At 69.7% G+C, this 20,537-nt stretch carries 20 protein-coding genes; 13 read left to right on the forward strand and 7 right to left on the reverse strand.

Going from position 1 to position 20,537, the window contains the following annotated elements:
* Positions 1 to 112: 112 nt before the first annotated feature.
* The 3 genes from V7D28_RS05745 to V7D28_RS05755 are packed head-to-tail and all read right to left on the reverse strand — an operon-like array spanning position 113 to position 2,016.
* Positions 113 to 319, reverse strand: a complete 207-nt coding sequence (locus tag V7D28_RS05745) for a hypothetical protein (protein ID WP_333586409.1) — start codon at positions 317 to 319, stop codon at positions 113 to 115.
* Positions 320 to 346: 27 nt separating this feature from the next.
* Positions 347 to 1,318 carry a quinone oxidoreductase family protein gene (locus V7D28_RS05750; RefSeq protein ID WP_333586410.1) on the reverse strand — a complete coding sequence of 324 codons (972 nt, stop codon included), beginning with the start codon at positions 1,316 to 1,318 and terminating at the stop codon, positions 347 to 349.
* Positions 1,318 to 2,016: a dienelactone hydrolase family protein gene (locus V7D28_RS05755; protein ID WP_333586411.1), complete on the reverse strand. Its 699-nt coding sequence runs from the start codon at positions 2,014 to 2,016 to the stop codon at positions 1,318 to 1,320. Before V7D28_RS05755 ends, V7D28_RS05750 begins: the two co-directional genes overlap by 1 nt.
* Before the next feature lie 157 nt (positions 2,017 to 2,173).
* Between V7D28_RS05755 and V7D28_RS05760 the strand changes: the two genes are divergently transcribed.
* The 10 genes from V7D28_RS05760 to V7D28_RS05805 all read left to right on the forward strand — a co-directional run bounded on the left by V7D28_RS05760 (position 2,174) and on the right by V7D28_RS05805 (position 11,595).
* Entirely contained in the window at positions 2,174 to 2,428 is a 255-nt protein-coding gene (locus tag V7D28_RS05760; protein WP_333586412.1) for a DUF6489 family protein, read from the forward strand.
* Positions 2,425 to 3,717: a tRNA uridine-5-carboxymethylaminomethyl(34) synthesis GTPase MnmE gene (gene mnmE / locus V7D28_RS05765; RefSeq protein WP_333586413.1), complete on the forward strand. Its 1,293-nt coding sequence runs from the start codon at positions 2,425 to 2,427 to the stop codon at positions 3,715 to 3,717. Before V7D28_RS05760 ends, mnmE begins: the two co-directional genes overlap by 4 nt.
* A 192-nt stretch (positions 3,718 to 3,909) precedes the next feature.
* Complete coding sequence (gene mnmG / locus V7D28_RS05770) at positions 3,910 to 5,766, forward strand: tRNA uridine-5-carboxymethylaminomethyl(34) synthesis enzyme MnmG (RefSeq protein ID WP_333586414.1); 1,857 nt, start codon at positions 3,910 to 3,912, stop codon at positions 5,764 to 5,766.
* A 65-nt stretch (positions 5,767 to 5,831) separates the two neighbouring features.
* Complete coding sequence (rsmG, locus tag V7D28_RS05775; protein ID WP_442957898.1) at positions 5,832 to 6,476, forward strand: 16S rRNA (guanine(527)-N(7))-methyltransferase RsmG; 645 nt, start codon at positions 5,832 to 5,834, stop codon at positions 6,474 to 6,476.
* Positions 6,460 to 7,305 carry a ParA family protein gene (locus V7D28_RS05780; RefSeq protein ID WP_333586415.1) on the forward strand — a complete coding sequence of 282 codons (846 nt, stop codon included), beginning with the start codon at positions 6,460 to 6,462 and terminating at the stop codon, positions 7,303 to 7,305. The genes rsmG and V7D28_RS05780 overlap by 17 nt, the downstream gene beginning before the upstream one ends.
* A 20-nt stretch (positions 7,306 to 7,325) precedes the next feature.
* Entirely contained in the window at positions 7,326 to 8,234 is a 909-nt protein-coding gene (locus V7D28_RS05785) for a ParB/RepB/Spo0J family partition protein (protein WP_333586416.1), read from the forward strand.
* A 1-nt stretch (position 8,235) separates the two neighbouring features.
* Positions 8,236 to 8,559: a hypothetical protein gene (locus V7D28_RS05790; RefSeq protein WP_333586417.1), complete on the forward strand. Its 324-nt coding sequence runs from the start codon at positions 8,236 to 8,238 to the stop codon at positions 8,557 to 8,559.
* A 71-nt stretch (positions 8,560 to 8,630) separates the two neighbouring features.
* A complete protein-coding gene (locus tag V7D28_RS05795) occupies positions 8,631 to 9,404 on the forward strand; it encodes a TylF/MycF/NovP-related O-methyltransferase (RefSeq protein WP_333586418.1) in 774 nt (257 codons plus the stop codon).
* A 90-nt stretch (positions 9,405 to 9,494) separates the two neighbouring features.
* Positions 9,495 to 10,139 (forward strand): DUF6655 family protein, encoded by a 645-nt coding sequence (locus tag V7D28_RS05800; protein ID WP_333586419.1) that lies wholly within the window; start codon positions 9,495 to 9,497, stop codon positions 10,137 to 10,139.
* A 97-nt stretch (positions 10,140 to 10,236) separates the two neighbouring features.
* Positions 10,237 to 11,595, forward strand: coding sequence for a metal-dependent hydrolase family protein (locus tag V7D28_RS05805; RefSeq protein WP_333586420.1), 1,359 nt, complete (start codon positions 10,237 to 10,239; stop codon positions 11,593 to 11,595).
* Positions 11,596 to 11,707: 112 nt separating this feature from the next.
* Here V7D28_RS05805 and V7D28_RS05810 read toward each other — a convergent pair whose 3' ends face one another.
* Genes V7D28_RS05810 through rfbB form a run of 4 tightly spaced genes read right to left on the reverse strand, consistent with a single transcriptional unit; the run spans position 11,708 to position 15,650 of the window.
* A complete protein-coding gene (locus V7D28_RS05810; protein ID WP_333586421.1) occupies positions 11,708 to 12,787 on the reverse strand; it encodes a PLP-dependent cysteine synthase family protein in 1,080 nt (359 codons plus the stop codon).
* Positions 12,788 to 12,814: 27 nt separating this feature from the next.
* A complete protein-coding gene (gene rfbA, locus V7D28_RS05815) occupies positions 12,815 to 13,711 on the reverse strand; it encodes a glucose-1-phosphate thymidylyltransferase RfbA (protein ID WP_333586422.1) in 897 nt (298 codons plus the stop codon).
* Positions 13,708 to 14,604, reverse strand: coding sequence for a dTDP-4-dehydrorhamnose reductase (gene rfbD / locus V7D28_RS05820; RefSeq protein WP_333586423.1), 897 nt, complete (start codon positions 14,602 to 14,604; stop codon positions 13,708 to 13,710). Before rfbD ends, rfbA begins: the two co-directional genes overlap by 4 nt.
* Positions 14,601 to 15,650 carry a dTDP-glucose 4,6-dehydratase gene (rfbB, locus tag V7D28_RS05825; RefSeq protein WP_333586424.1) on the reverse strand — a complete coding sequence of 350 codons (1,050 nt, stop codon included), beginning with the start codon at positions 15,648 to 15,650 and terminating at the stop codon, positions 14,601 to 14,603. The genes rfbD and rfbB overlap by 4 nt, the downstream gene beginning before the upstream one ends.
* A 177-nt stretch (positions 15,651 to 15,827) precedes the next feature.
* Here rfbB and V7D28_RS05830 point away from each other — a divergent pair, with 177 nt between their 5' ends.
* From V7D28_RS05830 to V7D28_RS05840, 3 genes are all read left to right on the forward strand, one after another.
* Entirely contained in the window at positions 15,828 to 17,300 is a 1,473-nt protein-coding gene (locus V7D28_RS05830) for an MATE family efflux transporter (protein ID WP_333586425.1), read from the forward strand.
* A gap of 208 nt (positions 17,301 to 17,508) precedes the next feature.
* Positions 17,509 to 18,843, forward strand: a complete 1,335-nt coding sequence (locus V7D28_RS05835) for an acyl-CoA dehydrogenase family protein (RefSeq protein ID WP_333586426.1) — start codon at positions 17,509 to 17,511, stop codon at positions 18,841 to 18,843.
* Positions 18,844 to 19,059: 216 nt separating this feature from the next.
* The coding region (locus V7D28_RS05840) for a class I adenylate-forming enzyme family protein (RefSeq protein ID WP_333586427.1) at positions 19,060 to 20,537 on the forward strand (1,478 nt) is incomplete at its 3' end.

Raw genomic sequence — 20,537 nt, forward strand, 5'->3', positions numbered from 1 at the left:
CTTCCAGTCGATGAACACCTGAGGGGCCGGGCGCGCGGCCGGAGTCGCGCGCCCGTTTCGTTCGCCGGCCGCGCTCAGACGGGCGGCTCCGGTCCCTGTTTCACGTGAAACATCAGGCCTGGGGTGGGGGAGTCTTGTCTCGCGGCCACTTGATGAAGGCCACCACCCACAGGGTCGCCAGATTGACGATCGGCACGATCATCAGGAAGGCCAGCGCCCAGGGCAGCCCCAGGCGGCTGAAGATCTTGCCCATCGGCACGACGACCACGAAGGCGTAGATCAGCACGATCAGCCAGTGCCAGAGCGAAATCCCGTCCATGTTTTTTGCTCCTCCAGCGTGTCTGGATCAGGGGAGAAGAAGCGAGGCGCCGATGGTGTCGCGGCCTTCCAGAGCCTGATGGGCCCGCGCCGCCTCGGCCAGGGGGAAGGTCTGACCGATCTCGATCTTCACCGCCCCTGAGGCGATGACAGAAAACAGGGCCTCGGCGCAGGCGTCCAGTTCGGCGGTGGTGGCCACATAGTCGAACAGGGTCGGGCGGGTGAGGAAGAGCGATCCCATCTGCGACAGCCGGGCGGGGGCGAACGGCGGAACCGGCCCCGAGGCGTTGCCGAAGGAGACGAACAGGCCGCGCCGCGCCAGGCTGGCCAGGGTCGCCTCGAAGGTGGCCGCCCCCACCGAATCATAGGCCACGGGCACGCCGGCGCCGCCGGTGATCTCGCGCACCCGGGCGGCCACATCCTCCTCGCGATAGAGGATCACGTGGTCACAGCCCTGGGCCCGGGCCCGCGCCGCCTTCTCCGCCGAGCCCACCGTGCCGATGACCGTGGCCCCCAGACGGCTGGCCCACTGGACCAGGATGGAGCCCACCCCGCCGGCGGCGGCATGGACGAGGATGGTCTCGCCGGCCTTCACCGGGTAGCAGCGGCGCAGCAGGAACTCCGCCGTCATCCCCTTGAGCAGGGCCGCAGCGGCGACCTGGGCGCTGACGCCTTCCGGCGGCTTCACGGCCCGGTCGGCCTTGACCACATGGAGGTCGGCATAGGCGCCGATGGGCCCGGAGGCATAGGCCGCCAGGTCGCCCACGGCGAAGCGGGTGACCCCTTCGCCCACCGCCTCCACCCGGCCGGCGGCCTCCATCCCCAGGCCCGAGGGCAGCTTCACCGGATAGAGGCCCGTGCGGTGATAGGTGTCGATGAAGTTGATCCCCACCGCCTCATGGCGGATGAGGATCTCGCCGGGGCCGGGGGCGGGGGTCTCGACCTCCACCAGTTCCAGGACCTCGGGGCCGCCCGTGCGGCTGATGCGGATGGCGCGCATCAGCGGAGATGGGTCTGGAAGAAGGCCGCCGTGCGGGCGTTGGCCGCCTCGGCGTCGGCGGCGTCATAATGCTCTCCGCCTTTGCGGGCGAAGGCGTGGTCGCGGCCGGGATAGGTGTGGATCTGGATCTGCGGGTGGTTCTTGAGCGCCCCCAGGATCAGCTCCTGAGCGGCCTTGGGCACGAACTGGTCGTTCTCGGCGATGTGCATCAGAAGCGGGTTGGCCAGGCGTTCGGCCTCGGCGGTGCGCTGTTCGATGCCCACACCGTAATAGGAGACGCTGGCGTCGGCGTCGGTGCGGGTGGCGGTGAGGAAGGCCAGCAGGCCCCCCAGGCAATAGCCCACCGCGCCCACCTTGCCGCTGCAGGCCTCATGGCCGCGCACGGTCTCGATCACCGCGCGCAGGTCGCGCACGCCCTGGTCCACGTCGAAGGCGTTCATCAGCTCGAAGGCCTTTTTCCACTCGGCCTCGGACTGGTCGGTGATGTCCACGCCGGGCTCGATCCGCCAGAAGAGGTCGGGGCAGACCGCCAGATAGCCCTGGGCCGCCAGGTCGTCGCAGATGTCGCGCATCACCTGGTTGACCCCGAAAATCTCCTGGATCACCACGATGGCGGGGGCTGGCGTCTGGGCGGGCGCGGCCACATAGGCCGCGAAGGCGCCGTCGGGGGTCTGGATCTGAAGGGTATGGCTGGCCATATCGAACTCCGTTCCGCTGGGAATCGCCCCCTTACGGGGGCGCAGACGCGTGGGGGGATGCGCCAGGAGGGCGCAGGGGCTAGTAACCTGCCACGATCGGCAGGACCATAGGTTAGTGGTCTTCGCGCCCGTCCCGGGCGCCAGGGAGAGCCTCGCCATGAAGATGACCGTCGAGATCGATTGCACCCCGGCCGAGGCGCGGGCCTTTCTGGGCCTGCCCGACGTCACCGACATCAATGAGAAGATGGTGGCCGAGATGAGCCGCCGGATGGAGGCCAATATGGCCATGGCCTCCCCCGATGAGCTGATGAAGGCCTGGACAGCCTTCGGCGTCGGGGCCCAGGAGCAGTTCCGCAAGCTCATGACCGCGGCGGCCGAGGGCGCCATGTCCGGGACGACGCGGCCCAAATGAACGACACGATTTTCGCCGCCGCCACCGCGCCCGGGCGGGCGGCGGTGGCGGTGGTGCGGGTCACCGGTCGCGCCGCCGGACCTGCGGTGGACGCCCTGGCTGGCGCCCGCCCGGCGCCCCGTCTGGCGAGCCTGAGACGCCTGCGCGGGCCGGACGGCGGGGTTCTGGATCAGGCCCTGGTGCTCTGGTTTCCGGGGCCGGCCAGCTATACCGGCGAAGATTCCGCGGAGTTTCATCTGCATGGCGGCCCGGCCGTGACCGCGGGCGTGCTCGAGGCCCTGGCGGGTCTCGGCCTGCGGCTGGCTGAACCGGGGGAGTTCACACGCCGGGCCTTTGAGAACGGCAAGCTGGACCTGGCCCAGGCCGAGGGCGTCGCCGATCTGATCGAGGCCGAAACCGACGCCCAGCGCCGGCAGGCCCTGGATCAGCTGGGCGGCCGGCTGAGCCTGGACCAGGCCGCCTGGCGGGCGGACCTGATCGAGGCCCTGTCCGTGTTCGAGGCCGCCGTGGACTTTCCCGACGAGGAGATTCCCGCCGATGTGACCGCCCGCGCCCGGCCGGTGCTGGAGCGGCTGATCTCGGAGATCGCGGCGGCGGCCGCCGGCGCCGAGCGCGGCGAACGGGTGCGCCAGGGCTTCCGGATCGCCCTGATCGGCCGCCCCAATGCGGGCAAGAGCACTCTGCTGAACGCCCTGGCCCGGCGGGACGCGGCCATCGTCACCGCCACGCCGGGCACCACCCGGGACGTGATCGAGGTCCCCCTGGTCCTGGCGGGCTATAAGGTGGTCCTGGCCGATACGGCGGGCTTGCGGGAAACGCGCGACGAGATCGAGGCCGAAGGGGTGCGCCGGGCCCGGGCCTGGGCGGCGGAGGCCGACCTGCGCATCTGGCTGGTGGATGGGAGCGAGACCATCGCCCCGCCCCCGGAAATCAGCGGGGACGACCTGAAGCTCGCCACCAAGCGGGACCTGGGTGAGCCCGTCAATCCGCACGCCACCCCTTTCACGGCGCGCTCCCCCAGCGATCTGGCCTGGCTGGAACAGACCCTGGCCGAGCGGGTGGTGGCCGCCCTGGGGGGCGGGGAGCCGCCGACGGCCACCCGCCTGCGGCACGGGGAGCTGCTGCGGGAGGCCCTGAGCCGGCTGAACGACGCCCTGACGGCGGCCGAGCCGGAGCTGGCGGCGGAGGATGTGCGGCTCGCCGCCCGCGCCCTGGACCGGGTGACGGGGCGCATATCCCCCGACGACGTGCTGGACCGGGTTTTCTCCACCTTCTGCATCGGCAAGTGATGTTTCACGTGAAACAGGCCGGGTCCTTCTCCGGCGCTGGCGAGGTTTGTTTCACGTGAAACACCGGGCCGACCGGGTCAAACCCGCGACATACCGCCTCCGGCCCGTCGACCGCCGGGCCGCCATGACCTATATAGACGGCTGAGGCCCCCGCGCGGGGGCCGCCAAGGTTCACCGAAAACTGGACGGCAAGTGACCCAGGCCTGGGATGTCATTGTGATCGGCGGCGGTCACGCCGGTTGTGAGGCCGCCACCGCCGCGGCCCGCTGCGGCGCGCGCACCCTGCTGCTCACCCACCGGCTCGACACCATCGGCGAGATGTCCTGCAATCCGGCCATCGGCGGCCTGGGCAAGGGCCATCTCGTGCGCGAGATCGACGCCCTGGACGGGGTCATGGGGCGCATGGCCGACCAGGCCGGGATCCAGTTCCGCCTGCTCAACCGATCCAAGGGCGCGGCGGTGCGCGGCCCCCGGGCGCAGATCGATCGCCGCCTCTATCGGGAGGCCATGCAGGCCGAACTGGCGGCGACCCCTAACCTCACCCTCCGCGCCGAGGCGGTGGAGGATCTGGTGGTGGCCGACGGGCGGGTCACCGGGGTGGTCGGCGCCTCGGGCGCCGTCTATCGCGCCGGTCGCGTGGTGCTCACCACCGGGACCTTCCTGAAGGGTCTGATCCATCTCGGCGACCGCCGCATCCCGGCGGGCCGGGCCGGCGAAGCCCCGGCCATCGGCCTGTCCGACCGGCTCTATGACATCGGCCTGTCCATGGGGCGGCTGAAGACCGGCACGCCGGCGCGGCTGGACAAGGCCTCCATCGCCTGGGACCGGCTGGAGATGCAGGCGGCGGACGATCCGCCTACCCCCTTCTCTTTCCTGACCGCAGCCATCACCACCCCGCAGATCGCCTGCGGCATCACCTATACGACGGCCGAGACCCACAGGATCATCGCCGAGCGCCTGAGCGAGTCGGCGGTCTATGGCGGGCGGATCAGCGGACGGGGGCCGCGCTATTGCCCGTCCATCGAGGACAAGGTGGTGCGGTTCGCCGACAAGACCAGCCACCAGATCTTCCTGGAGCCGGAGGGGCTGGACGACGACACCGTCTATCCCAATGGCATCTCCACCTCGGTCTCGGAGGAGACGCAAGACCTCTTCCTGCGCACCATCCCCGGCCTCGAGGCGGTGAAGGTGAAGCGGTATGGCTACGCCATCGAGTATGACTATGTGGACCCCCGCGAGCTCTTCCCCACCCTGGAGGTGAAGCGCCTGCCGGGCCTCTATCTGGCCGGCCAGATCAACGGCACCACCGGCTATGAAGAGGCCGGCGCCCAGGGCCTGGTGGCCGGGATGAACGCCGCCCGCGCCGCTGGCGGAGGGGAGGGGCACGTCTTCGCCCGGGATGAGGCCTATATCGGCGTGCTCATCGACGACCTGGTCACCCGCGGGGTGACCGAGCCCTACCGCATGTTCACCAGCCGGGCGGAGTTCCGCCTGCTGCTGCGGGCCGACAATGCCGACCAGCGGCTGACCGCGGCGGGCCTCGCGCTCGGCGTGGTGGGGTCGGTGCGCGCCCAGGCCTATGGCGCGAAGGCGCAAGCCCTGGCCGAGGCCCGCGGTCGGGCCGCGGCCCTGACCCTGACCCCGGCCCAGGCGGCCAAGGCGGGCCTGCCGGTGAAGGCCGACGGGGTGGTGCGCAACCTCACCCAGCTGCTGGCCTATCCCACCATCGGCTTCACCGACCTGGCGCAGGTATGGCCGGAGATCGCGGCCTGGTCGCCTGAGGTTCGCGAGCAGCTGGAGATCGACGCCGCCTATGCGGGCTATCTCGACCGCCAGGCCGCCGACGCCGAGGCCTTCCGCAAGGATGAGGATCTGCGCCTGCCCGCCGATCTGGACTACGCCGCCGTGGGCGGCCTCTCCAACGAGGTGCGGGAGAAGCTGGCGGCGGTGCGGCCCCTGACGCTCGGCCAGGCGGCGCGGATCGAAGGGGTGACGCCCGGCGCGCTGACGGCGCTGCTGGCCCATGTCCGTCGGCGGGTGGCGGCATGAGCGCGGCGCTTTCCTCGCCGACCGGCGTCCAGAGCGGCGAAAACGGCCTCGAAAAAATCGCCTCTGTGGCGCACAGCGCCGCACCCCACATCGACGTCGCGGATTTTGTGCGGCTGAGCGGGGCCTCGGATGACCAGATTTCCCGTCTGGAGACCTTCCGCGAGGCGCTAACCGACTGGAATCAAAGGATGAATCTGGTCGGTCCGGCCACCTTGCCCGACTTTTGGGGAAGGCATGCCTGGGACTCCGCTCAGCTCATTTTACAGGCGCCGGAGGCCAAGGTGTGGGCCGACCTGGGCGCCGGGGCCGGACTGCCCGGCCTGGTGCTGGCGATCATGGGTCGCGGCCGCGAGGGCTTCCATGTCCACCTGGTGGAGAGCATGGCCAAGCGCTGCCGCTTCCTGGAGGAGATGGTCGCCCGCCTGGACCTGCCGGCCAGCGTCCACAATGAACGTGCGGAGAACCTGCGGCTGGATGTGGATATCGTCACGGCCCGGGCTTGCGCCCCCCTGGTGCGCCTGCTGGGCTATGCCAAGCCGTTCTTCGATCGCGGGGCCGAGGGTTTGTTCCTCAAGGGTCAGGATGTGGGCGCCGAGATCGAGGCCGCCCGCCTGCAGTGGCGTTTCACCTCCGAGCTTCTCCCCAGCGCCAGCGATCCCCGCGGCCAGATCCTACGTGTAAGGAACAAGGTCCATGCCCGTCGAAGCTGAGGTCCAGGAGGCCCCGGTCGCTCCGGCCAAGGCCGCCCGCGCCCGCGTCCTGGTGATCGCCAACCAGAAGGGCGGGGTGGGCAAGACCACCACGGCCATCAATCTGGGCACGGCCCTGGCCGCGGTGGGCGAGAAGGTGCTGTTGATCGACTCCGATCCCCAGGGCAACGCCTCCACAGGCCTGGGGGTGGGCCGCGCCCGGCGCAAGACCACCCTCTATGACGTGCTCATGGGCGAGAAGCCCGCGGTCGAGGCGGTGGTGGCCACCGACCTGCCGGGCCTCTTTCTGATCCCCGCCGATCCCGACCTGTCGGGGGTGGAGCTGGAGATGGGCCAGGAAGCCCGCCGCTCGTTCAAGCTGCGCGACGCCCTGGAGCAGATCCGCCGGGACGGCGACTTCACCTATGTGCTGATCGACTGCCCGCCGTCGCTGAACCTGCTGACGGTCAACGCCATGACCGCCGCCGATGCGGTGCTGGTGCCGTTGCAGTGCGAGTTCTTCGCCCTGGAGGGCCTGACCCAGCTCATGCGGACGGTGGAGCTGGTGCGGGGCAGCCTGAACCCGGCCCTGGAGATCCAGGGCGTGGTGCTGACCATGTATGACCGGCGCAACAGCCTGTCCGAACAGGTGGCCAGCGATGTGCGGGGCCATTTCGGCGAGACGGTCTATGAGACCGTCATCCCCCGAAATGTGCGGGTGTCGGAGGCGCCGTCCTTCGGCAAGCCGGTGCTGGTCTATGATCTGAAGTGCGCGGGCAGTCAGGCCTATCTGAAGCTGGCCCGCGAGGTGGTGGCCCGCGAGCGCAAGCGCCGCGCCAAGGCCGCCTGAGGGAGTCTTAAGAGAGCATCATGGCGGAAAACCGCAGAGGTCTGGGCCGGGGTCTGTCGGCCCTGCTAGGCGAGGTCGAGCAGGAGGTTCCGGTGGAAGGCGGCCAGGGCGCCCCCGCGCCGGGGGCGGCCGCCGTCACGCCGGGCCAGGTGGGCGAAGCGCCCATCGAGCTGATCCACCCCAATCCCAGCCAGCCGCGCATCGTCTATCGCGACGAGGAAATGGCCGAACTGGCCGCCTCCATCCGCGATCGCGGGGTGCTGCAGCCCATCCTGGTGCGGGTGCGCCATGACGGCCAGTACGAGATCGTGGCCGGCGAACGCCGCTGGCGGGCGAGCCAGATGGCGGGCCTGCATGTGGTGCCGGTCATCGTCCGCGACCTCACCGATGTGGAGGTCATGGAGATCGCCATCATCGAGAATGTGCAGCGATCCGACCTGTCGGCCATCGAAGAGGCCCGCGCCTATGAGGTGCTGATGGCCCGGTTCGGCCGCACCCAGGAGCTGGTGGCCCAGGTGGTGGGCAAGAGCCGCAGCCACGTGGCCAATATGCTGCGCCTGCTGACCCTGCCCGGCGATGTGCAGAACCTGGTGCTGGAGGGCAAGCTGTCGGCCGGCCATGCCCGGGCCCTGATCACCTCTGATCAGCCGTTGGCCCTGGCCGAGCAGGTGATGGCGCGCAATCTCTCGGTGCGCGACACCGAGGCCCTGGCCCGCAAGGCCGCCGATCCCACGCCCCGGACCCCCCGGAGCAGCGGCGGCTCGGGCTTCAAGGACACCGACACCCTGGCCCTGGAGAACGACCTGGCCGAGGTGCTGGGCCTGACGGTCCAGATCGCCGATCGGGGCGGCCAGGGCGAGCTGAAGATCAGCTACAAGACCCTGGAACAGCTGGACGATCTCTGCCGCCGCCTGTCGCGGGCGGGCTAGGTTGCGCCGCCCGACGGAGGCCCGCCAGCCGGACCCCCGCCAGCCGGCCGGATGGGTGGTGGCGGTGCTGGTGGAGCGCCCGGGCCAGGGGCCGCAGAGACGCTATTTCGCCATCGGCGAGGCCGAGCGCGCCCGGGCCGAATGGACCGCCGTGGACATGGCCATCGGCCTGGGCGAGGCGGTGGCCGCCAGCCCTGTCCAGGGTCAGGAGCCCGTGGAGGCCCTGGCCGGCCTGCCGCCGGCCCGCATGACGCGGCTGGGACTGGCGCCGGGCGCCCGCCGCGACCTGGGCGACCTGCGCCCCCGCCGCTGGCTGTCGCCCTGAGGGCCGACCAAGCCGCACCGGCCGGATCGGACCTGGTTCCGCTGGGCCGCTCGGCCCCTTAAGGTGAAGCCATGCGCAAGATGCCCCCGCTCCAGCACCCCGCCGCTGTGGTCCGCAGCGCCTTCTATGGCTTCTCCGACCCGGAAAAGGCCTGGGGCGGCATGGTCGACCTGGCCGAATGCCTGCCCCAGCCGGTGGGCGGCCTGTTTGCGGCCGACAACCTGATCGCGCTCAGCCGCAATCTGGGCTTCCAGGACGATATCCCCTTCATGACGGCCTATATGAAGTGGGCCCAGACCCCGGCCGAACGGGGCGCCATCTGGCGGCTGGCCACCCTGGCCTGGGGGGCGCGGCAGGCCCTGCGGGTGGAGGGGGATTTCGTCGAGTGCGGCTGCTACAAGGGCACCTCCGCGCGAATACTTTGCGATCTTCTGGATTTCGCCCAGCTCGACCGGCGTTACTTCCTCTACGACCTCTTTGAGCACAACGACTCCATGCCCCACCACAGCATGGCCGCCCATGGGGAGACCCTGGTGGACCAGGTGCGGGAGCGGTTCGCTGACGTGCCGCAGGCGGTGATCACCCAGGGCTGGGTGCCCCAGTCCCTGGCCGAAGCCTCCCCTGAGACCATCGCCTTCATGCACCTGGATCTGAACAACGCCGAGGCCGAAATCGGGGCGCTGGAGGTGCTGTTCGACCGCATCTCGCCCGGCGGCGTGCTGATCCTGGATGATTTCGGCTGGCTGGCCTATCGCGCCCAGCACAAGGCGGAGATCCGCTGGATGGCTGAGCGGGGCTATTCGATCCTGGAACTGCCCACCGGCCAGGGGCTGGTGATCAAATAGGGGTGCGACCGCCTTGCGGCGCGGGCGCAATCGGGCTTGAAGAGCCCCTCGATCGGGTTTCGGCCGGGGGGCAGGAAGCACGAGGGGTTGATGAGGCCATCCCACAAATCAGGCCAGAGGGCCGCCCTTTGCCTGGCCGCCGCCGTCGGTCTGACGCTGGCGGGATGCGCGTCTGCGGTGGAGACCCGTCCGGGGCGGACCGCCACCGAGCAGCTGCTGGTGGCGCATGCGGCCGAACGGGCGGCTGCGGATTTCCGCATCGACGCGCCGGCCGGCACGGCGGTCTTCCTGGAGACGGTGAACTTCACCGGCGAATGGGCGCCCTACGCCATCAGCGCTCTGCGCCAGCGGGTCATGGCCAGCGGCCTGCGCCTGGTGCGCACCCGCGATGAGGCCGATCTGATCGTGGAAATCCGTATGGGCGCGCTCTCCATCGACCAGATGCACCGGGTTCTGGGCGTGCCGGCCCTGACCCTGCCCACGGGCGACCGCTATTCCACCTTCACCGTGCCGGAACTCTCGCTCTACAGCCAGAAGGAGCGCTCGGGCGTGGCCGAGTTCTCGGCCTTCGCCTATGACGCCCGCACCGGCGAGCCGGCCAAGGTGGTCCGCCGGGTCACCGGCCAGACCCAGATGCGCAGCCACACCTTCCTGATGGTCATGTCCTGGGGGGAGCAGGAGGTGAAGCCCGGCTCGCCATCCTTGAGCGTCGAGCCCTGGTGGAAGCCCTGGTAGGGACGCTCTGGCCGGGAAAAGGGCTTCGAAACCGCCGCGAACCGGGCATGATCGGGGCCGAACGACAGAAAAGGCCATGCGCCGTGGGGGACGTCCGATGAAATACGCCATTTTCGCCGCGGGCCTTGCGGCCGCCGGTCTGATGCTGGCCGCGGGCCAGGGCCTGGCCCAGACCCCGGCGGGCGAATCCGCCGCCGGCCAGACCTGGATCCACGCCGGCGCCCTTCTGGACCGGCCTGGCGAGGCGCCGCGGGGCGCCTCCACCCTGGTGGTGGCTGGCGGCCGTGTGGCGCAGGTGCTGGACGGCCATGTGGAGCCGCCGCAGGGCGCCGCGCGCATCGATCTGTCGCGCCAGTTCGTCCTGCCCGGCCTGATGGACGCCCACGTCCATATCTTCTCCGACGACGACAAGACCGCCGCCCGGCTGGAGGCCATGAACCGGGACGCCGAGGACCGCTTCGTGGTCGGCCTGGACAACGCCCGCCGCACGCTTTCCGCCGGCTTCACCACCATCCGCGACCTGGGCTCGGACCCGGCGGCCATCACCGCCCTGCGCGACGGGATCGAAAAGGGTCTGATCGAGGGGCCGACCATCATCAACGCCGGGCGGATGATCTCCATCAGCGGCGGCCACGGGGACGGGGCCAACGGCCTGGCCCAGGACTATGCCGCCCTGGAGCGCGGCCGAGCCATCAACACCTGCGACGGGCCTGAGGCCTGCCGCCGGGCCGTCCGCCTGCAGGTGAGCCAGGGCGCCATGGTGATCAAGTTCGCCGCCACCGGTGGGGTGCTGTCCAATGTGGCCGGGGGCCTGGGCCGGCAGATGTTCGATGACGAGATGCAGGCCATCGTCGAGACAGCCCACGCCTTTGGCCGCAAGGCCACCGCCCACGCCCATGGCAAGGACGGCATCATGGCGGCCCTGCGCGCCGGCGTGGACTCGGTGGAGCACGCCACCTTCACCGATCCGGAAACCCTGGCCCTGTTCCGCCGCACCGGGGCCTATCTGGTGCCGACCATGATCGCCCCGGAGGCCGCCGTGCAGCAGGCCCGGGCCGGCCAGCGGCCCCCGGCCGTGCTGGCCAAGGCCGAGGAGGCCGCCCGCATCGCCTTCGCCGAGCACGTGAACCAGTTCGCCGCCTCGGGGGTCAAGATCGCCTTCGGCACTGACACCGGCGTTTCGGCCCACGGCCAGAACGCCACGGAATTCAAGATGATGGTGGACGGGGGCATGAGCCCGGCCCGGGCCATCCGCACCGCCACCCTGGACGCCGCCGACCTGCTGGGTCTGGCTGAAACCCATGGAAGCCTGGCGCCCGGAAAGATCGCCGACATCATCGCCGTGGCCGCCAGCCCGCTGGAGGATGTGACCGAACTGGAGCGGGTCACCTTCGTCATGCGCCGGGGCGTGGTCCACAAGCTGGACGGCCAGCGCCAGGCCTTTCCGCCCAACTGAGCCTGGAGCCTGATGCGATCAGACGGAACCGTCTGATCGTTGGATCAGGCTTTAAACTCAAGCACTTGAGCGCGTTTCGATCCGATAACCGGTTTCCACTTGTCGGAACGCTCTAAAGGGGCGGGGTGAAGCGGCCGGTGTCGAAGAAGGTTTCCATGGCCGCCTCATAGGGGGCGGTCTCGACGCCCGCGGCCGCCAGCCAGGCGTCGTCCCCCAGGGTGCTGCCATAGCGCTCGCCGGAATCGCACAGCAGGGTCACCACCGATCCGCTGCGGTTCTCCGCGGCCAGGGTCTCGATCACCTGGGCGCAGGCCCATAGATTGGTCCCGGTGGAGCCCCCGCAGGATCGCCCCAGCCGGCGCGACAGGACTCGGGCTGCGCCGATGCTGGCCGCGTCGGGCACGGCGATGGCGCGGTCGATCAGGTCCGGATTGAACGAGGGCTCGCACCGGGCGCGGCCGATCCCCTCGATGAGGGAGCTCGGACCAGCCAGGGCGGTGAGGCTGCGGTCGGCCACGTGGCGGTGGAAGACCGAGGCTTGCGGATCCGCCAGGCACAGGCGGGTGGGCGCCCGGTGGTAGCGGATGAACCGCCCCAGCGTCGCGGTGGTGCCCCCCGTGCCGGCGCCGGCCACGATCCAGGCGGGCAGGGGGTGGGGCTCCTGGGCCATCTGGCTGAAGATGGACTCCGCGATATTGTTGTTGCCCCGCCAGTCGGTGGCCCGCTCGGCATAGGTGAACTGGTCCATGTAGTGGCCGGAAAGTTCGGCGGCCAGGCGCGCGCTCTCGGCATAGACCTGGCCGGGGCTGTCGACGAAGTGGCTCTCGCCACCGTGAAAGCCGATCTGGGCCACCTTTTCCGGCGAGGTGGACCGGGGCATGACGGCGATGAAGCGCAGGCCCAGGAGCCTGGCGAAATAGGCCTCCGACACCGCCGTGGAGCCGCTGGAGGCCTCGACGATGGGGGTCCGCGGGCCGATCCAGCCGTTGCAGAGGGCGTAGAGAAAGAGCGAGCGGGCCAGCCGATGCTTCAGGCTGCCCGTGGGATGGGTGGACTCGTCCTTCACATAGAGGGCCACCGCGCCGGCCAGGGGGGCGCGCAAAAGGTGGGTGTCGGCCGAGCGGTTGAAGTCCGCCTCGATGGTCTGGACCGCGGCGTCGATCCAGTCGCGGTCCCGGCAGAGGCTGGTCATGCTCGGCTCATGGGGGCGGCTCATGCCCTATTCGGCGGGCTCGGCCGGGGGACCCAGGCGCTCGGCCAGGCGGATGAGATACTGGCCATACTCCCCCTTGGCCTGGGCGCGGCCCAGATCGGCCAGTTGGGCGCGGTCGATGAAGCCCTTGGAATAGGCCACTTCCTCAATGCAGCCGATGCGCAGGCCCTGGCGCTGCTCCAGGGTGCGGATCAGTTCGCCCGCCTGGATCAGGCTGTCATGGGTGCCGGTGTCCAGCCAGGCGAAGCCCCGGCCCAGCAGCTCCACATTCAGCTGGCCGGCCTCCAGATAGACCTGGTTGAGGGCGGTGATCTCCAGCTCGCCGCGGTGGGACGGCTTGAGCGTCTTGGCGTACTGGCTGGCCTGGCCGTCATAGAAATAGAGGCCGGTCACCGCATAGTTGGACTTGGGCTGGGCGGGCTTCTCCTCGATTCCCAGCACCTTGCCGCCCTCGCCCAGCTCCACCACCCCGTAGCGCTCGGGATCGTTCACCGGATAGCCGAAGACGGTGGCGCCCTGGCGGCGTTGGTCGGCCGAGCGCAGCATCTGGGAGAAGTTCTGGCCGAAGAATATGTTGTCGCCCAGCACCATGATGCTGGGCTCGCCGGCCACGAACTCCTCGCCCAGCAGATAGGCCTGGGCCAGGCCCTCGGGCTTGGGCTGGACGATGAATTCGAAGCGCACCCCCAGCTGGGAGCCGTCCCCCAGCAGGCGCTTGAAGCCGGCCTGGTCCTCCGGCGTGGTGATGATCAGGATCTCGCGCGCGCCGGCCAAAAGCAGGACCGACAGCGGATAATAGATCATCGGCTTGTCGTAGATGGGCAGGAGCTGCTTGCTGACCGCCAGGGTCAAGGGGTGCAGCCGGGTGCCCGAGCCGCCGGCCAGAATGATTCCGCGCCTCACGCCGTCTCCTTAGGGTTCGCCATCTGGGCCAGGACATCCTCCAGGGCTTCTTCCCAGGGACGCAGCTGAAGGGAGAAGACCTCCTGCATGCGGCCCGTGTCCAGCACCGCGTTCAGGGCCCGGCGGGCAGGCGTGGGGAAGGCGCTGGTGGGGACGGGCTCCATGAGCGGGGGATTGTTTGGCCGGGTGAGGGCGAAGATGGCCCGCGCCATGTCGTAGCGGCTGGCCACGCCGGCATTGACCAGGTGCAGCAGGCCCCAGTCCGGGGCGCCTGAAGGCGCGCGGGCCAGCCGCTCCCCCTGGCTGAGGATGAAGGCCGCCACGTCGCCGCTGGCCGTGGGCCGGGCCCTCTGGTCGTCCACCACCTTGAGCCGGGGCTGAGTCTCGGCCAGGCGCAACATCATCTGCAGGAAGTTCTGGCCGTGGGCGGAGAACAGCCAGGAGACCCGCATCACGAGGGCCCGGTCGCAGGCCTCCAGCACGGCCTGTTCCCCGGCCAGCTTGGAGGCGCCATAGACGTGCAGGGGGGCGGGCGCGTCGGTCTCCACATAGGGGCCGTCCTTGGCGCCGGAAAACACCATGTCGGTGGAGATGTGCAGCAGGGGAACCCCGCGCGCCTGGCAGGCCCGGGCCATGGCCCGGGGCGCCCAGGCGTTCACCGCATAGGCCAGGTCCGGCTCGCTCTCGGCCCGGTCCACCGCCGTATAGGCCGCGGCGTTCAGCACCAGATCGATGTCGCCGGCCTCGGCCACCGCCCGGGCCACGGCCTCGGGATCGGTCAGGTCGGCCTCGGCGCGGGACAGGGCGCGGATCTCCATCCCGGGCTGGGCGCGGTCGAGCATTTCCCGGGCGAGCTGGCCCGTGGCCCCGAACTGCAGGATGCGAAGGCTCATGCCTTGGCCAGACCCAGGCGCTCGGAATGGAAGCCCTTCTCGCGGATGGCCTGCCACCAGTCGCGGTTGTCCACGTACCAGCGGACGGTTTCGGCCAGGCCCTGATCCAGGGGGGTGGAGGGCGACCAGCCCAGCTCGGCCTTCAGCTTGGCCGCGTCGATGGCGTAGCGGAAATCATGGCCCGGCCGGTCGGCCACGAAGGTGATCTTCTCGGCGTGGGGGGTGTTGGCCGGGGCGACCTTGTCCAGCTCGGCGCAGAGGATCTTCACGATCTCCAGATTGCGGTGATCGGAGTCCCCGCCGATGCAGTAGGTCTCGCCCAGCCGGCCCTTGGCGAGCACCAGCAGCAGGGCCTCGGCGTGATCGTCCACATGCAGCCAGTCGCGCACCTGGCGGCCGTCCCCATAGACGGGGATGGTCTTGCCCTCCATGGCCCGCACGATGACCGTGGGGATCAGCTTCTCGGGAAACTGGAAGGGGCCGTAATTGTTGGCGCAGTTGGTGATCACCACCGGCAGGCCATAGGTGCGCCCCCAGGCCCGGACCAGATGGTCGGCGCCGGCCTTGCTGGCCGAATAGGGGGAGTTGGGATCGTAGGGGGTGTCCTCGGTAAAGGCCCCGTCCTCGCCCAGGGCCCCGAACACCTCGTCGGTGGAGACATGGTGGAAGCGGAAGGCGGCCTTTCGACCGGGCTCCAGCCCGTTCCAATAGGCCCGTGCGGCCTCCAGCAGCACGGCGGTTCCCATGACGTTGGAGCGCACGAAGGCCAGGGGACCGTCGATGGCCCGGTCATTGTGGCTCTCGGCGGCCAGATGCATCACCGCATCGGGCTGATGACGGGCGAAGACCTGGGCCATCTTCGGGGCGTCGCAGATGTCGGCCTGCTCGAAGGCGTAGAGGGGCGAGTCCGCCACCTGGGCCACATTGTCGAGATTGGCCGAATAGGTCAGCACGTCGAGGTTCACCACCTCGTGCCCCTGGGCCACGGCGCGCCGGACCACCGCTGATCCGATGAAGCCGGCGCCGCCGGTGATCAGAATTTTCATGCGGGCCTTCGTCTGCGGGCGATTTTGTCCGCCCGATCAAATGTTCGTGGCTCGCTCATACAGCGAAATGCGGCGGGCTCAAGACGGCGGGGGGTCCAGGGGCGCCAAGAGCGCGGGTTGTGGCGCCAATGCCCCCTGCCTAAGGTTGAAACCGTCACGGGCGGGGAGGCCGATACCATGTCGACGGAAGAGCCGCCCCACCCCCCGTCTCAGGCGCCGACCCTGCGCCGTCCCAAGGGCCAGCCCGACCTGGTGAGCGGGCCCATCGGCAAGAGCCTGATCCTCTTCACCCTGCCGGTGCTGGGCTCCAATGCGCTGCAGTCGCTGAACGGCACGGCCAACGCCGCCTGGATCAGCCATGTGCTGGGTCCCCAGGCGCTGGCGGCGGCGGCCAACGCCAACAACATCCTCTTCCTGCTGCTGGGGGCGGCCTTCGGCATCGCCATGGCGGCCAATCTGCTCATCGCCCAGGCCGTGGGGGCCGGGGACGCTGCGGCCGCTCGGCGGGCGGCGGGCGTCTCCACCACCTTCTTCGCCGGCCTGTCGGTGGCGGTGGGGGCGGCGGGCTACCTCACGACGCCCGCCATCCTCGACCTGATGGGCGCGCCGCGCGATGTGCACGACCTGGCGGTGACCTATCTGCGCATCATCTTCCTGGCTGCTCCGGCCATGTATTTCTTCTCCTTCGTGATGATGGCCATGCGCGGGACCGGGGATTCCCGCACGCCCTTCTATTTCGCGCTGGGCGCCGTGGCCCTGGACATCGTCCTCAACCCCCTGCTGCTCATGGGGATCGGCCCCTTCCCGGAGATGGGGATCGCCGGCTCGGCCACGGCCACCCTGGTGAGCCAGGCCGCGGCCCTGGCGGGGATGATCGTCTATCTCTACCGCACCGGCAGCGTGCTGGTCCCCCGGCGCGGGGAGCTTTCCATGCTGGTCCCGGACCTGGCCATCATCCGCACCCTGGTGTTCAAGGGCGTGCCCATGGCCCTGCACATGGTGGTGGTCTCTGGCGCGGCGGTGGTGATGATCGCCTTCGTCAACGCCTATGGCGCGGTCACCGCGGCCGCCTATGGGGCGGCCCTGCAGATCTGGACCTATGTGCAGATGCCGGCCTTTGCGCTGGGCGCGGCCGTCTCCTCCATGGCCGCGCAGAATGTGGGCGCCGGCCGCATGGACCGGGTGGAGCGCACCGCGCGCCTGGGGGTGGCCTTCGCCTTCGTGGCCGCCCTGGCGCCGATCCTGCTGATCCTGGCCTTCGAGCCCCTGATCCTGCGCCTCTTCCTGCCCCAGGGCAGCCCCTCCATCGCCGTGGCGCGGGAGATCAACGCCATCGCGCTCTGGGGCTTCATCCCCTTCGGCATGGCCTTCATCTTCGCAGGCGTGGTGCGGGCCACAGGCGCGGTGATCGCCCCCCTGCTGGCCATGGTGATCTCGCTGTGGGTGATCCGCATTCCCCTGGCCGCCCTGCTGGAGCCCCGGTTCGGCGCCGACGCCATCTGGTGGAGCTTTCCCATCGGCAGCCTGGCCACCCTGATCCTGGCCGGCGGCTATTATGTGTGGGGCGGATGGCGCACGGCGCGGCTGGGTCCGGCGCCCTCGCCGGCGCCGTCTCAAGGTCCGGCCCAGGACCAGGCCGCCTCGGCCTGAGCCCTGCTTTTTCGCTGAAAGCTGAATGAAGTCCTGGGGTTGAGCCGCAGGACGGCGCCCCGTTGCGTCCCGCTCCTCCGGCGATGATAATGGGGCCGGCGGCCGATAACGCCGCCCCGAGATTTTGAATATCCGGTATGCTCTGCGCCCCGCGCCATACCGGACTTACGAAAATGCTCCGCGCGGACGGAGCCCACAGGAGGACCCCATGGCCTGGGACTTTGAAACCGACCCGGAATTCCAGAAGAAGCTCGACTGGATCGAGGACTTCATGCGCGAGGAGGTCGAGCCGCTCAGCCATCTGGGCATGGCCGCCCACGGTCCCCTGGGCCGCGAGAAGTTCATCAAGCCCCTGCAGCAGAAGGTGAAGGATCAGGGCCTGTGGGCCTGTCACCTGGGTCCGGACCTGGGCGGCCAGGGCTTTGGCCAGCTCAAGCTCGCCCTGATGAACGAGAAGCTGGGGCGCAATTCCCTGGCCCCCACCATCTTCGGCTGCCAGGCGCCCGACACCGGCAACGCCGAGATCATCGCCCACTATGGCACCCAGGCGCAGAAGGACCGCTGGCTGTGGCCGCTGCTGAACGGGGAGATCCGCTCGGCCTTCTCCATGTCCGAGCCCACCGGCGGCTCCGATCCCCTGACCTTCACCACCCGCGCGGTGCAGGACGGCCAGGATTGGATCATCAATGGCGAGAAGTGGTATTCCACCAACGCCCGCTATTCGAAGCTGCTGGTGGTCTATGCGATCACCGATCCGGACGCCAAGGACCCCTATAAGCGCACCTCCATCTTCCTGGTGCCCACCGACACCCCCGGGGTGGAGATCATCCGCAATGTGGCCGTGGGCGCCGGCGGGGAGATCGGCGGCGGGACCGAGGGCTATATGCGCTACACCAATGTCCGGGTGGGGCCTGAGGCCCTGCTGGGCGAGCGCGGCGGCGCCTTCGTCATCGCCCAGGTCCGCCTGGGCGGGGGCCGCGTGCACCACGCCATGCGCACGGTGGGCGCCTGCCGCCACGCGCTCGACCTTATGTGCCGCCGGGCCGTCTCGCGCACCACCCGCGACGGGCGGCTGTCGGACCTGCAGATGGTCCAGGAGCAGATCGCCGATTCCTGGATCGCGGTGGAGCAGTTCCGCCTGCTGGTGCTGCGCACCGCCTGGCTGATCGACAAGCACAAGGACTACAACAAGGTCCGCAAGGACATCGCCGCCATCAAGGTGGCCATGCCCAAGGTCTATAACGACGTGGCCACCAAGGCCGCCCACCTGCACGGGGCGCTGGGGGTCTCCAACGAGATGCCCTTCATGCGGATGGTGACCAGCTCCCTGGTCATGGGCATCGCCGACGGCCCCACCGAGGTCCACAAGGTGACGCTCGCCAAGCAGATCCTGAAGGATTACCGGCCGGAGAACGACCTCTTCCCCAGCTATCACATCCCGCGCCTGCAGGATGAGGCCAAGGCCAAGTACGCCAAGGAGCTGGAGGAGCTGAAGGAAGGCTATGCCAGGCTGAAGGCCGAACGGGAAAAGGCCACCGCCTGACGGACACGTCCCGGGCGCCGCAGGCGGCGGGACGGAAGCCACAAAGGACACGAAGGACACGAAGATGCTGCGGCCCTTCGTGTTCTTTGTGTCCTTCGGGGTTCGAAATCTCTGGCGCCGCGCGCCGCGCCTGGACTTGCCTCGCGCCCGCGGCTCGGCTTTCTGGGGCTCAAAGGCCGCTTCAAGACGCCCAACCGCGAGGAGACCAGGACCCCCATGACCGACACCGCCCCCAAGCCCTGGCCCGTCATGTCCATCGCCGAGGCCCATGCGACGCTGACCGCGCCCGGCGAGCGGTTCGAGCTGGACGAGGCGGTGATCGAGGGCGTGCCGACCAAGGTCTGGAAGAACGCCCCGCCCACCCTGCGCGACGTGCTGCTGAACGGCCGGGCCTTCGGGGCCCGCGAATTCCTCGTCTATGAGGACGACCGGGCCAGCTTCGAGGCCTTCACCCGGGCGGTGATCACGCTCGCCCACCGGCTGCAAGCCGACGGGGTGGGCAAGGGCGACCGGGTGGCGGTGGTCATGCGTAACCTGCCCGAATGGCCGGTGGCCTTCTTCGCCGCGGCCATTATCGGCGCCATCGTCACCCCGCTGAACGCCTGGTGGACGGGGCCGGAGCTGGAGTTCGGCCTGGCCGATTCCGCCGCCAAGGTGGCCCTGGTGGATGATGAGCGGCTGGAGCGGATCCTCGCCCATCTGGACGCCTGCCCCGACCTTGCGCGCATCTATGTCGCCCGGGCGGCCGACCTGCCGGACGATCCGCGTCTGGCGGCCCTGGAGGGCGTCATCGGCCCGGTGAACGGCTGGAAGGACCTGGCCGACCAGCCCCTGCCGGCGGTGGCGCTGCATCCCGACGATCCGGCGACCATCTTCTACACCTCGGGCACCACGGGGAAGCCCAAGGGGGCGCTGGGCACCCACCGCAACCTGACGGCCAACATCATGGCCAGCGCCTGCGCCGCCGCCCGCGGTTTCCTGCGCCGGGGCGAGCCCATCCCCGAGCAGGACGCCCACAAGCTCCCCAAGCGGGTCTATCTGCTGGTGGTGCCCATGTTCCACGTGACGGGGTGCAATGCGACCCTGTCGCCGGCCCTGAATTCGGGGGCCAAGCTGGTCCTGATGCGCAAGTGGGAGCCGGTGGAGGCCATGGGCCTGATCCAACGCGAGCGGGTCACCAACACCGGCGGGGTGCCCACCATCGCCTGGCAGCTGATCGAGCATCCGGCCCGCCAGGACTTCGACCTGTCGTCCCTGACCACCGTGGCCTATGGCGGCGCGCCGTCCGCGCCCGACCTGGTGCGCAAGATCGTCGAGACCTTCCCGGGCTCGGCGCCCTCCAACGGCTGGGGCATGACCGAGACCTCGGCCACCTGCACCACCAATATCGGCAAGGACTATGAGCACCGCCCCGACAGCTGCGGCGTGGCGCCGCCGCCGTGTGAGCTGAAGATCGTCGATCCCGCCGACGGGGTCACCGAGCTGCCGCCCGGCCGGGTGGGCGAGCTGTGGGCCAAGGGGCCCAACATCGTCAAAGGCTATTGGAACCGGCCCGAGGCCACGGCCGAGACCTTCAAGGACGGCTGGGTGCGCACCGGCGACCTGGCCCGCCTGGACGAGGAGGGCTTCTGTTTCATCGTCGACCGCGCCAAGGACATGCTGATCCGCGGCGGCGAGAACATCTATTGCGTGGA

The sequence above is a fragment of the Phenylobacterium sp. genome (assembly GCF_036723115.1).
Taxonomy (GTDB): Bacteria; Pseudomonadota; Alphaproteobacteria; order Caulobacterales; family Caulobacteraceae; genus Phenylobacterium.

Bases quoted from the DNA above. Each gene is read 5' to 3' on its own strand.
- V7D28_RS05805 (WP_333586420.1), top strand. From the start codon at position 10,237: ATGAAATACGCCATTTTCGCCGCGGGCCTTGCGGCCGCCGGTCTGATG.
- V7D28_RS05785 (WP_333586416.1), top strand. From the start codon at position 7,326: ATGGCGGAAAACCGCAGAGGTCTGGGCCGGGGTCTGTCGGCCCTGCTA.
- V7D28_RS05760 (WP_333586412.1), top strand. From the start codon at position 2,174: ATGAAGATGACCGTCGAGATCGATTGCACCCCGGCCGAGGCGCGGGCC.
- V7D28_RS05795 (WP_333586418.1), top strand. From the start codon at position 8,631: ATGCGCAAGATGCCCCCGCTCCAGCACCCCGCCGCTGTGGTCCGCAGC.
- V7D28_RS05745 (WP_333586409.1), bottom strand. From the start codon at position 319: ATGGACGGGATTTCGCTCTGGCACTGGCTGATCGTGCTGATCTACGCC.
- rfbD (WP_333586423.1), bottom strand. From the start codon at position 14,604: ATGAGCCTTCGCATCCTGCAGTTCGGGGCCACGGGCCAGCTCGCCCGG.
- V7D28_RS05800 (WP_333586419.1), top strand. From the start codon at position 9,495: ATGAGGCCATCCCACAAATCAGGCCAGAGGGCCGCCCTTTGCCTGGCC.
- V7D28_RS05835 (WP_333586426.1), top strand. From the start codon at position 17,509: ATGGCCTGGGACTTTGAAACCGACCCGGAATTCCAGAAGAAGCTCGAC.
- V7D28_RS05810 (WP_333586421.1), bottom strand. From the start codon at position 12,787: ATGACCAGCCTCTGCCGGGACCGCGACTGGATCGACGCCGCGGTCCAG.
- mnmE (WP_333586413.1), top strand. From the start codon at position 2,425: ATGAACGACACGATTTTCGCCGCCGCCACCGCGCCCGGGCGGGCGGCG.
- rfbB (WP_333586424.1), bottom strand. From the start codon at position 15,650: ATGAAAATTCTGATCACCGGCGGCGCCGGCTTCATCGGATCAGCGGTG.
- V7D28_RS05750 (WP_333586410.1), bottom strand. From the start codon at position 1,318: ATGCGCGCCATCCGCATCAGCCGCACGGGCGGCCCCGAGGTCCTGGAA.
- V7D28_RS05830 (WP_333586425.1), top strand. From the start codon at position 15,828: ATGTCGACGGAAGAGCCGCCCCACCCCCCGTCTCAGGCGCCGACCCTG.
- V7D28_RS05780 (WP_333586415.1), top strand. From the start codon at position 6,460: ATGCCCGTCGAAGCTGAGGTCCAGGAGGCCCCGGTCGCTCCGGCCAAG.
- V7D28_RS05755 (WP_333586411.1), bottom strand. From the start codon at position 2,016: ATGGCCAGCCATACCCTTCAGATCCAGACCCCCGACGGCGCCTTCGCG.